Source organism: Vibrio sp. 10N.222.49.C9 (genome assembly GCF_041474985.1).
GTDB classification, from domain to species: Bacteria; Pseudomonadota; Gammaproteobacteria; order Enterobacterales; family Vibrionaceae; genus Vibrio; species Vibrio crassostreae_C.
In genome coordinates this window covers 1-206 of the sequence record NZ_JBFRVD010001085.1, presented here as the reverse complement: position 1 = coordinate 206, position 206 = coordinate 1, and the positions used below count along the sequence as shown (strand labels likewise).

At 43.7% G+C, this 206-nt stretch carries 1 pseudogene; it reads right to left on the bottom strand.

The features are described from left to right. Window positions 1–206: pseudogene (locus AB4585_RS27000) on the bottom strand (type I glyceraldehyde-3-phosphate dehydrogenase); the annotation flags it as partial.

Below are 206 nucleotides of genomic sequence, written 5' to 3'. Positions count from 1 at the left end.
ATCGAATACTGAAGTGCAAACTTCACCGATGAAGTCTTGAGAAACAACTTGGTCTTCAGTGTAACCAAGAACGCCAGCCATTTCGCCTTCAGAAGCTTCTTTCATAGCAGCACAGATAGCTTCGTAAGAAGCACCGTTAACTAGGTTAACAGTTAGGTCAACTACAGAAACGTTAGCAGTTGGTACGCGGAAAGCCATACCAGTTA